Below are 10,233 nucleotides of genomic sequence, written 5' to 3' on the forward strand. Positions count from 1 at the left end.
CTCCATCTATAAGAACAATCGTTCGTTCGTAAGCTATCGTGCCTGTACCGCCACGTCAACGATTCGGTATCTCGTTTCCGCTCGTTCGGTCCGAGCGGCTTCAACGAGAGGACTGGACCCGTGACCAACGCAGCGCACGAGGACCTGCTCGACACACTCGACGTGAAACCGTTGGGCGGCAGCGTGTTCGTCGGGCCCGTAGCGCATCGAACGCTCCCACGGGTGTTCGGCGGCCAGGTACTCGCACAGGCCTTGGTCGCCGCAGGACGCACGGTCCCCGATCGGAGGCCACCCAACTCGCTGCACGCGTATTTTCTTGCCGGCGGCGATCCGGCGGTGCCGATCGTCTACCGCGTCGACACTCTCCGAGACGGGCGCTCCTTCAGTTCGCGTCAGGTCACGGCGGAACAAGGTGACCGGCGGATCTTCACGATGCTCACCTCGTTCGCCGCGCAGGACGACGGTCTCGATCACCAGTGCGTCCGACCGGGCGGGGCGCCGGAGCCGGGCACCCTGGCGGGTCTGCACGACCGACTCGCACCCGAGCGCGCCTTGTTGCCCGCGTGGTGGACCGAGGAGAACCCGTTCGACATCCGGTTCATCGATCACCCGACGGGACTTGCCACCGGTTCGGTCGGTCCTGCGCGACAGTCGATGTGGATCAGATCGCCCCACATTGCAGGCGACGATCCGACGCTGCACGCGGCACTCGTCGCCTACGCCTCTGACCTCACCCTGCTCGATCCGGCGCTGATGCCACACGGTCGATCCTGGTACGGAACGCACCTGATCGACGGAGCGAGTATCGACCACGCCCTGTGGTTCCACCGCCCGGCACGAGCAGACCAATGGCTGCTGTGCCAGCAGAGGAGCCCCGTCGCCCACGGTGGGCGGTGTCTGTGCACGGCCGAGTTCTTCGATGTCGCCGGCGCGCTCGTCGGTTCCGTTGCTCAGGAGGGCGTTCTCCGCGAGCGCCGGACGGCATCGTCGATCACCTGATCGAATTGCTTGCGCGGAGGACCCACTCAGTCTTACATTACATACAAGCGTACGTTCGTTAAGGAGAGGTTTCATGGCAGCCGACGACACACCGCAGGTCACCCGCAAGGGTGAAGAGCACGGAGACACGGGCCAGTCCGGGGGCGCCGTGCGCGTCTCGGGAGTGAGCATCCAGCACACCCAGGCCACCAAGATCTGGTACGGGAAAGTGTTCAACGAACCCGGATACCGCTCACTGCCCCATCACCACGGCGAAGCAGAAACCGGTGGATACGTCCTCACCGGAACAGCTCGAATCTACTTCGGAGAGAACTACTCCGAGTACATCGACATGACCGAAGGGGACTTCGTCTTCGTCCCCCCGTACATGCCCCACGTGGAAGCGAACATGAGCACCACCGACGAGCTCGTCTGGCTCACCACCCGCACCCCCGAGAACATCGTCATCAACTTGCCCGAGGTCGACGACTCTGTCCTCGCCGGGTACGTCCGCCCCTGACCGGCAACGAGGCACCCACGTGGTCAAAGTCGTCGCACTGATCAACGCGAGAGCGGACATCTCCAAGAAGGAATTCTCGGACCACTGGCGCAACGTGCACCACGACCTCGTCTGGGAGCTACCCGGACTCTTACGCTACGTGCAGAATCATGCGCTCGAGCACACACGTGACTGGCCCTTCGACGGTATGGCAGAACTGTGGTTCGAGTCCAACAAAGCCGTGTCGCTTGCCTTCTCGTCACCAGAGTCCGAACCGATGCGTGCGGACGAGAAGAACTTCATCGGATCGATGAACTGGTTCCTGGTCGAGGAGGTCGAGCGTCGCCGACCGAATCCACCCTTCCCCGCTACCAGAGGACCACGATGACCAAAAACACACCAGCTCTCGACGAGCGGCCCGGACGATTCGCCGGCAAGGTCGCACTCGTCACCGGGGGCGCACGCGGCCAAGGCCGTTCTCACGCACTGGCTTTGGCGGCCGAAGGCGCAGACATCATCATCACCGACATCGCCGGACCGGTGGACACGGTCGGATACGAGCTCGCCTCGCGAACCGACCTCGACGACGTCGCCAACGAGGTCATCTCACTGGGCGGAAAGGTCCATGCGGCGGTGGTCGACGTGCGCGACGCCGACGCAATGGTGGACACCGTCTCGCGCGCGGTGGAGAGTCTCGGTCGTCTCGACATCGTGGTCGCGAACGCCGGCATTCTCGGTCCGCCGCGCTCGACCTGGGAGATGTCCGTGGCCGAGTGGGATGCAGTGATCGGGGTCAACCTCACCGGAGTGTGGAGCACCTTCCGCGCCGCGATCCCCCACGTCATCGAATCCGGTGACGGCGGGGCACTGATCGCGATCAGCTCCATCGCCGGGTTACGGGGCGTCCCCTACGTCGGCAACTACGTTGCCGCCAAGCACGGAGTCGTCGGCCTGATCGGCACGCTGGCCAACGAGCTCGCCCAGTACGGCATCCGCGCCAATTCGGTACATCCGACCAACGTCCGTACGCCGATGATCGACAACCCCTCGTCGGCCCATATCTTCCGTCCGGATCTCGACGAGCCGACGCTCGACGACGGCTACGACGTCCTCAGGCGGATCAACCTTCTCGACATGCCCTGGGTGGACTCGTCCGACGTCACAGACGCGGTGATCTGGTTGGCGTCGTCGCAGTCGAAGCGCGTCACCGGCACCGCTCTGCCGGTCGATGCCGGCATGCTCAGCAAGTATCCGGGGTGACCATGCGTCGAGCCTGCGCCACCCGCTGACAGTCGCGACAACGGAAAACAGAAGAGCCTCAACCGAAAACATCGGTTGGGGCTCTTTCGTTTCGTTACTTCCCAGCAGTCCCCGGACGGACCACGGGGCCGATCGACGACGAGTCGATCGGCCCCGTGACTGCTGCGCGCGTACGTCAGGAGATGGCTACGGTGATGGCCTTGCTCTGCAGGTAGCTGTCGAGCGCTTCCTCGCCCATCTCCTTGCCCCATCCGGAGTGCTTGAAGCCGCCGAACGGGAGCGCAGCGTCGAACACGTTGTAGCAGTTGATCCACACCGCACCGGCGTTCACCTTGTCCGCGTACCGGTGAGCCCGTCCGATGTCGGAGGTCCAGACCCCAGCGGCGAGGCCGAACGTGGTGTCGTTGGCGCGCCGGATCACCTCCTCCTCGGTATCGAACGGCATCAACGACACGACCGGCCCGAAGATCTCCTCACGCGCGACCATCATGTCGTCGTGCACGCCGCCCAGCACGGTCGGTGCGAGGTAGTAACCGGGACCGTGCGGGCCGTCACCTCCGGCGATGACCTCGGCACCTTCCTTGACTGCGCCATCGATGAAGCCCATCACCTTCGAGCGGTGATTGTCGGAGATCAGCGGCCCCACCAGAACTCCACGTTCTCGACTGTCACCGATCTTCAACTCCGGCACCGCAGCTGCGATTCGGGCCTGCACGTCGTCGAAGATGCCCCGTTGGACGTAGAGCCGAGATCCGGCAGTGCAGGCCTCACCCTGCGCGTAGAGCACGGCGCCCAGCGCTCCGTCGACCGCCTTGTCGAGATCCGCGTCGTCGTAGATCACGACGGGCGACTTACCACCGAGCTCGAGTGTCATCTTGCTGAGATTGTCCGCAGCGGATGCCACGATGCTCTTACCTGTCCCCACGGACCCGGTGAACGCCACCTTGTCCACTGCGGGATGTCCCGCCAGGGGCGCACCCGCGTCCTGTCCGGATCCGGTGATCACGTTGACCACCCCGGCCGGGAAACCCGCCTCCATGGCGAGTGCACCGATCTTCAGCGGCGCCAACGATGCCAGTTCGGCCGGTTTCAGCACGACCGTGCACCCTGCGGCGAGAGCAGGAGCCAGTTTCCAGATCGACGCCAGGGCTGCTCCGTTCCACGGAATGATCTGAGCCACAACACCAACGGGCTGGCGGCGGGTGTAGGACAGGAAGTCCGACGGACTCTGACGTGACAGCGGAATGGTGCGGCCTTCGAGCTTGGTGGTCCACCCCGCCATGTACCGCAACAGGTCTGCCATGTTGGGCAGGTCGATGTCACGGATGAATGCGTACGGCTTTCCACAATCCTGTGTATCGATGAGCGCGATCTCGTCGGCGTTCTCTTCGATCAGGTCCGCGAACCGGTGAAGGATTCGGGCGCGTTGCTCGGCGGGCATCGTGCGCCACGGCCCGTCGTCGAACGCCCGGCGTGCGGCCTGCACTGCCGCTTCGACGTCCTTCGGGCCGGCGGCCGCGAGGTTGGCCAGCAACTCACCGGTCGAGGGGTCGTACGAGGCGATAGTTCCGCCTTCGATCGGGTCGACCCACTTCCCGTCGATGAGGAGCTGACGGGCGGGGGTGTCGTTCTGGGGCATTCTCCAAACTCCTTCAAGTGCCAGATACTTGGTCGGTAGCCACCCGCTTACTAAGGTCGCCGCGGTCGAGCGCTGTGTGGCTTGGGACACAAGACTATACGAACTTGCGTTTGTTTGTAAGCCAACTGCTGCCAACACTGGCGGAGCGTCGTTGCTCCTCGGGTGTGACTAGCACCCGGCGCAGATGCGTATCGCTAGCGCGTCACCGTCACCGTTACGTCACCGTCGATGGAACCCACTGTGTTCGACCCAGTGTCGTCCATCTGTCCGAGGATGACGATGCCAGGGAATTCGCTCTGATCGCCGTAGTAGAGAACGAAGTCGTTGCCCGGTGCGTAGTAACCGATGTCCCCCGGGTTCGGATCCGCAACGTCGGGCGCTCCGTCCGTCGACAACTCGGCGGGAAGCGGGCCGGTCTTCTCTACCGAACCATGGTCGGACATGACTAGCGTCAACGGGAGTAAGGCGAGGAGGTCGCGACTGGCCGCGCTGCCATTCAACGTTCCGACGACAGTTCGCTCGCCCACTTGAATAGCGACGCGCACGGATTCTCCGTTCTCGAGCTGAGGGCTGGCGGCGCCGGCAGTCCTTGTCTCGATCGCGGTTGGCACACTTGATGAATCAGTTGCCGTCACCGAATTCGAGACGGTACCCCCGGAACACGCGGACAGCATGACCGCAGACACCGCGAACGCGCAGGAGGCAACGAAGCGGCGAACTACCGACGCACTCATGACGCCGAGTGTCGTTCGTATGTCACGCGAAACCCTTCGTCGGGGTTAACCGTCGTCAGGACGAGGGTGTCACCGTCAATTTCGTAGTTCCGATCGAACGTCTGCCCGATCAGGTCACGCGCGGCCGCCGATTCGACTGTAACGGCGAGTGTCCCGGCACCCGGGTCTGTCACGAGATTGCCGTAGTACGCCTCGTATCCCTGCACCGTCAATGGTGTGTCCGCTGCGGACGTATCCGGGTTCATCGCTTGGACCGACATCGTGTCGTCGGTGAAGATGACTTGCCCTGCATACGGCACCGACGTCAAGTGACCCTCCGTTCCCACCTGGAGGGACGTCATGCGCCACTCACCGGTGAGTCCGTAGTTTCTCGCGTCGTCCCCTGATTGCGAACAGGCGGCAGTGGCCACCAGCAAGCCTGCGGTGACTGCGACGGCGGCACAGAATTTCTTCATCGTTCGACCTCATATTGTTTGAATTGACAACCTGGACAACGCTGATTGGACGAAGAGGGCGGAGGGAGTCTGTGTCAGGGGAACCCGTCTCCGGTCTCGTCTCGAGCAGCAGGTCCGCACTGTCGACACGCGGGATACCCGCTGCGGGGACGGGTTGGCAAAGCCATCGGGGTGAGCGAAAAAGCAACAGGTACAGACGGTCGGTTGTCCCGGATACGGCCATGAGATGGACCCATCTCGCTGGCCTCGTGCCCGGATTGGATGCCGAGTTCTCGGTCTAGAGGCCCACCGTTTGACCGCCGTCGACGACCAACGCATGGCCTGTGGTGAACGCACCGAGATCGGAGCTCAACCACAGAACAGCCGACGCAATCTCTTCGGGTCTGCCCATCCGTCCGACGGGCTCCTGCGCGACGACTCGCCGACGACCCTCATCTGTGCCGCCGGAGAAACGGTCCATCATCGGCGTCTCGATGATTCCCGGGCACACCGCGTTGACGCGAATGCCGTTGGCGGCGTAGTCGAGTGCGGCGGACTTCGTCATCCCGATCACGCCGTGCTTGACCGCTGTGTAGGCACTCTGCCCTCTTATGCCGATGACCCCCGCGCCCGAGGACGTGTTGACGATGGCCCCGGCGCCCGAGTGCAACATGAGCGGGATCTGATACTTCATGCAGAGGAAGACGCTGCGGAGGTTCACGGCGACGAGCCTGTCCCAGGTGTCCTCGGAGATCTCGGTGAGCGGTGCAACGGGTTGCTCGATGCCGGCGTTGTTGAAGGCGATGTCGAGCTGACCGAAGGTGGTCACGGTCAGTGCGAGTGCTGCTTCTATGTCGTCACCGCGGGTCACATCGCATCGGGTCGATACCGCTCGCGCACCCTGCTCCTCGGCCAGGCGCGCGGTTTCGCTCGCCGCGTCCGGGTCGATGTCGGTGGCGACGACGTGTGCACCGGCGCTCGCAAAGGCGAGTGCAGTGGCGCGGCCGATACCGGCGCCGGCGCCGGTGACGAAGGCAACTTTTCCAGAAAACTCAGTCATCGGTCCGTTCCTCACCCGCGTACTCGTCGTCGGTGACCGGCTGCAACCAGTGCACGACGTCATGGTCGCCGTCTCCTTCGTTGATGGCCAGATGCACCATCAGACGGTCGGGGGCCGCCCCGTGCCAGTGTTCTTCGTCTGCCTCGAAGAGAACACGATCACCGGGGCGAATCGTCTCGACGGGACCGCCGCGCCGTTGACACAGTCCGACACCTTCGGTGACGAACACGGTCTGACTCAACGGATGACGATGCCAGTGGGTGCGAGCACCCGGCATGAAATGCACCAGGTTGGCCGACATGCGTGAGGGCGACGGCGCAGCAGCGACGGCGTCGATGTAGACGTCGCCCGTGAACCAGTCGGCAGGACCCTTGGCGGTCGTGATGGAACTGCGTGTGATGTCCATGCTCGGAACCTCGAATCTCAGAGTGTGAGTAGTACTTTGGTGGCGGTACGCTCGTCCATGGCTCGATACGCCTCGGCCGCGCGTTCGAGTGGCAGCGTCAGATCGAACACCTTCCCGGGGTCGATGGTGCGATTCCAGATCAGCTCGATCAAGTGCGGAAGGAATCGACGGACCGGTGCGGGCCCACCGTGCAGGTGTACCGCCGAGAAGAACAATTCCAGACCGGGTAACTCGACGTCGTGGGATACGCCTACGTATCCGACGTGGCCGCCCGGTCGTGTCGACCGAACCGCCTGCATCATCGATTCCTGCGTACCGACGGCCTCGATGACGCAATGGGCGCCGAGGCCACCGGTCAGTTCTCTGACAACGGCAACCCCGTCGTGTCCGCGTTCTGCGACGATGTCGGTTGCGCCGAACTCGCGAGCAAGAGCCTGGCGGTCCTCGTGGCGGCTCATGGCGATGATCCGTTCGGCACCCAACTCCTTTGCGGCCAGAACCCCCGACAATCCGACTGCGCCGTCGCCCACCACGACGACCGTCTTGCCCGGCCCGACTTCGGCCGCCACCGCAGCGAACCACCCTGTGCCGAGAACGTCCGACGCCGCCAGCAGCGACGGAATCAGGTCGGCGGCGGGCCGTCCCGGTGTCGCAACCAAAGTGCCGTCGGCGAGAGGGATACGCGCGAACTGCGCCTGTGTGCCGATCGCGCCCATGGGCTCGGCATGCACGCAGCGCGACTGATACCCGGCTCGGCAGATGTCGCACGTGTTGTCGGAGGCGAAGAACGAGCCGACGACGAAATCGCCGACCTTCACGTTCTCCACCGCGCCACCGATCTCGACGACCGTGCCGACGTATTCGTGGCCCATGGGCGTGTGATCGGCGTCGTCGACGCCCCGGTACGGCCAGAGATCCGATCCGCACACGCACGCCGCCGCCACCTCGATGATCGCGTCGGTCGGCTCCTGAATCACTGGATCGGGACGGTCCTCGACCCGCACGTCTCCAGGTGCCACCATGACGACTCCACGCATCTCGAACCTCTTTCCGCACATCGGGTAGGTCCTCATTCGACAGGGATTCGCGTCGTCGCGGGAGTCCCTGACGAGAGGTGTACCGACAGGGAATCCCTCCAATCGACAGGCGGCTCCAGTCTGGCTGCCGTGGACAATCGCGCCGAGGTACGGGAATTCCTGACGACCCGCCGCGCCAGGGTCACGCCCGACGCTGCCGGATTGCCGACGGGACCGAACCGCCGGGTGCCGGGTCTGCGGCGCAGCGAAGTCGCCACGCTCGCCGGCCTCAGCGTCGAGTACTACGCCCGCCTCGAACGTGGAACCATCGCCGGAGCGTCCTCTTCGGTGCTCGATGCGCTGGCCCGGGCGTTGCAACTCGACGACACCGAGCGAGCCCATCTTCTGGACCTGGCGCGCGCCGCCGATGGAATTCCCACGTCCGGCCGCAACCGGCGACGTGCGTCCACTGCACCGGCCCCGCGCCTGGCGTTGCACTGGGCGCTCGACGCCATCACCGACGGCGTGGCGTTCGTACGCAACCAGCGGCAGAACCTCCTCGCCACGAATCGTCTCGGCGAGGCGTTCTACGCACCCCTCATCGGCGACGGAGGACGCACACCGAACCTGGCGCGCTTCCAGTTCCTCGACCCCGCCTCGCGAGAGTTCTATCCCGACTGGGACACATTCGCCGAAATGTGCGTGTCGATCATGCGCGCCGAGGCGGGACGAGACCCCTACGACAAGGGTTTGCAGGATCTCGTCGGCGAATTGTCCACGCGCAGCGACGTGTTCCGTACGCTCTGGGGCGCGCACAACGTCCGCACACACGGCTCCGGCACCAAACGCTTTTTCCACCCGATCGTCGGTGAGGTGAACCTCGCGTACGAAGAACTCCTCGTCACCGCCGATCCGGGTTCGGTGTTGATGGTCTACACCGCCGAGCCGGGTTCGCCGAGCGCAGAGCGGCTACGGTTGTTGGGGTCGTGGGCGGCAGAGAACAACTCCCAACGCATCGAACAGCGCTAGGGCACGGCCCCGGGGCTTGATCCGGCCGACTCGAGACGCGCAGGCCCTGCTGCATTTAGCAGCCCCGCAGCACTGATGTTGACGCAAACTTTCGAGGGCAAGCTCGAACACACTCACGCGCAGGCATAGCGATCTCCACATCCAGCTATTTCTGCAATTTCTATTGTCTTACAACAACATTCGTCAGACTCGCCCCGAAATCATCGACCAGGAGGATCGGCATTGCTAATCACTTCTCATGGAACACCCAATACCACTGCGGTGCATGGTCTTCACGCATTCCACAGCCAAGAAGCAACTTGCCTGCAGTGGCCGCCGAAGCTACTCCGCTTCCACAAAGTCTCGGCTCCGCCTGCGCCTCAAGCATTTGGGCAAACACCGTTGTCCAGCAACAGTATTGGATAAATCACGCCGATAGACCGTGTTTGCTTTACTTCGAACGTTCGAAACGAGCGGAAACCGTTCACATCAGTCCATGCACGTTCGCATCAGGTATCCCACCAACCTGAAACGAGCGGTCCCGTCCAACCACGTTCACAACAGTCCGATTGGCGCGAAACCGCGAGCGACTCGTTCGTCCGCCACCGTCCACCTGAACCCACCGGCGTCCACTGCCGTAGTTTCCGACGAGTTGTGACATTCTGTGACACCGAGCCCCAGAAACGGACAAAACCCAGGTCACTGGACGACAACGAACCGTCGCGGACCTGGGCGAACGTATGGGATGTGCCCTGAATTGGGCGAAGTATTTGAAGCGTTTCCGCTGGTCAGAGGCTTATTTGAGCCTCCTTTCGGGATTGAACCGAAGACCGCTCGCTTACAAGGCTATGGAAACGCATTCTGGTGGGTTCAGGTGAACTCACTAAAGAGGGTCTGAGCAGGCGATTTCGTCCGTAGACGTCCGTTCCGATTCACCCCCGTTCGTACCGACTTGTGACACTCTCGTGACACCAAGTCTCGGCTGTGGTGCTTCCAGCGTGCTTGTATCTGATTGTGGTGCAGCATCTCTCGCATCGTAACTCGCCGTTCGGACCGGGCGTGCAGTTCTGCAGCCACTCGCGACTGGACGATGTCGCCGGATCAAGCCGGGGGCGTGTCCGCACGCCAACCCCGGGCAGGGCCACCGGCCAACCCGGCCATCGGCGTGAGGACGTAGGGTATCCGATCAGATACCTACG

11 protein-coding genes are annotated in these 10,233 nt (G+C 63.5%); 5 read left to right on the forward strand and 6 right to left on the reverse strand.

Annotated elements, in window-relative coordinates; genetic code table 11:
• Nucleotides 1-120 precede the first annotated feature (120 nt).
• The 4 genes from IEW02_RS24895 to IEW02_RS24910 all read left to right on the forward strand — a co-directional run bounded on the left by IEW02_RS24895 (nt 121) and on the right by IEW02_RS24910 (nt 2,737).
• Nucleotides 121-999, forward strand: a complete 879-nt coding sequence (locus tag IEW02_RS24895) for an acyl-CoA thioesterase (RefSeq protein WP_188548126.1) — start codon at nt 121-123, stop codon at nt 997-999.
• A 73-nt stretch (nt 1,000-1,072) separates the two neighbouring features.
• Nucleotides 1,073-1,498 carry a cupin domain-containing protein gene (locus IEW02_RS24900; RefSeq protein WP_188548127.1) on the forward strand — a complete coding sequence of 142 codons (426 nt, stop codon included), beginning with the start codon at nt 1,073-1,075 and terminating at the stop codon, nt 1,496-1,498.
• Between the two features lie 19 nt (nt 1,499-1,517).
• On the forward strand, nt 1,518-1,865 hold the full coding sequence (locus IEW02_RS24905) for an EthD family reductase (protein WP_188548129.1): 348 nt from the start codon (nt 1,518-1,520) through the stop codon (nt 1,863-1,865).
• Nucleotides 1,862-2,737: a mycofactocin-coupled SDR family oxidoreductase gene (locus IEW02_RS24910; protein ID WP_188548131.1), complete on the forward strand. Its 876-nt coding sequence runs from the start codon at nt 1,862-1,864 to the stop codon at nt 2,735-2,737. Before IEW02_RS24905 ends, IEW02_RS24910 begins: the two co-directional genes overlap by 4 nt.
• A gap of 175 nt (nt 2,738-2,912) precedes the next feature.
• Here the strand turns inward: IEW02_RS24910 and IEW02_RS24915 are convergent, their stop codons facing one another.
• The 6 genes from IEW02_RS24915 to IEW02_RS24940 form a co-directional block, all read right to left on the reverse strand.
• On the reverse strand, nt 2,913-4,376 hold the full coding sequence (locus tag IEW02_RS24915) for an aldehyde dehydrogenase family protein (protein ID WP_188548133.1): 1,464 nt from the start codon (nt 4,374-4,376) through the stop codon (nt 2,913-2,915).
• A gap of 194 nt (nt 4,377-4,570) precedes the next feature.
• On the reverse strand, nt 4,571-5,110 hold the full coding sequence (locus IEW02_RS24920) for a cyclophilin-like fold protein (protein WP_188548135.1): 540 nt from the start codon (nt 5,108-5,110) through the stop codon (nt 4,571-4,573).
• On the reverse strand, nt 5,107-5,565 hold the full coding sequence (locus tag IEW02_RS24925; protein WP_188548136.1) for a lipocalin-like domain-containing protein: 459 nt from the start codon (nt 5,563-5,565) through the stop codon (nt 5,107-5,109). Before IEW02_RS24925 ends, IEW02_RS24920 begins: the two co-directional genes overlap by 4 nt.
• Before the next feature lie 277 nt (nt 5,566-5,842).
• Nucleotides 5,843-6,604 carry a glucose 1-dehydrogenase gene (locus IEW02_RS24930; protein WP_188548138.1) on the reverse strand — a complete coding sequence of 254 codons (762 nt, stop codon included), beginning with the start codon at nt 6,602-6,604 and terminating at the stop codon, nt 5,843-5,845.
• A complete protein-coding gene (locus tag IEW02_RS24935) occupies nt 6,597-7,010 on the reverse strand; it encodes a (R)-mandelonitrile lyase (RefSeq protein ID WP_188548140.1) in 414 nt (137 codons plus the stop codon). The genes IEW02_RS24930 and IEW02_RS24935 overlap by 8 nt, the downstream gene beginning before the upstream one ends.
• A 17-nt stretch (nt 7,011-7,027) precedes the next feature.
• Nucleotides 7,028-8,047: a zinc-dependent alcohol dehydrogenase family protein gene (locus IEW02_RS24940; protein WP_188548142.1), complete on the reverse strand. Its 1,020-nt coding sequence runs from the start codon at nt 8,045-8,047 to the stop codon at nt 7,028-7,030.
• Between the two features lie 129 nt (nt 8,048-8,176).
• Here IEW02_RS24940 and IEW02_RS24945 point away from each other — a divergent pair, with 129 nt between their 5' ends.
• Nucleotides 8,177-9,055, forward strand: a complete 879-nt coding sequence (locus IEW02_RS24945; RefSeq protein ID WP_188548144.1) for a helix-turn-helix transcriptional regulator — start codon at nt 8,177-8,179, stop codon at nt 9,053-9,055.
• Nucleotides 9,056-10,233 lie beyond the last annotated feature (1,178 nt).

This window comes from Rhodococcoides trifolii (assembly GCF_014635345.1).
GTDB classification, from domain to species: Bacteria; Actinomycetota; Actinomycetes; order Mycobacteriales; family Mycobacteriaceae; genus Rhodococcoides; species Rhodococcoides trifolii.

Excerpts from the sequence above, each read along its gene's own strand:
- IEW02_RS24900 (WP_188548127.1), top strand. The coding sequence starts at position 1,073 with ATGGCAGCCGACGACACACCGCAGGTCACCCGCAAGGGTGAAGAGCAC.
- IEW02_RS24910 (WP_188548131.1), top strand. The coding sequence starts at position 1,862 with ATGACCAAAAACACACCAGCTCTCGACGAGCGGCCCGGACGATTCGCC.
- IEW02_RS24915 (WP_188548133.1), bottom strand. The coding sequence starts at position 4,376 with ATGCCCCAGAACGACACCCCCGCCCGTCAGCTCCTCATCGACGGGAAG.
- IEW02_RS24920 (WP_188548135.1), bottom strand. The coding sequence starts at position 5,110 with ATGAGTGCGTCGGTAGTTCGCCGCTTCGTTGCCTCCTGCGCGTTCGCG.
- IEW02_RS24925 (WP_188548136.1), bottom strand. The coding sequence starts at position 5,565 with ATGAAGAAATTCTGTGCCGCCGTCGCAGTCACCGCAGGCTTGCTGGTG.
- IEW02_RS24930 (WP_188548138.1), bottom strand. The coding sequence starts at position 6,604 with ATGACTGAGTTTTCTGGAAAAGTTGCCTTCGTCACCGGCGCCGGCGCC.
- IEW02_RS24935 (WP_188548140.1), bottom strand. The coding sequence starts at position 7,010 with ATGGACATCACACGCAGTTCCATCACGACCGCCAAGGGTCCTGCCGAC.
- IEW02_RS24940 (WP_188548142.1), bottom strand. The coding sequence starts at position 8,047 with ATGCGTGGAGTCGTCATGGTGGCACCTGGAGACGTGCGGGTCGAGGAC.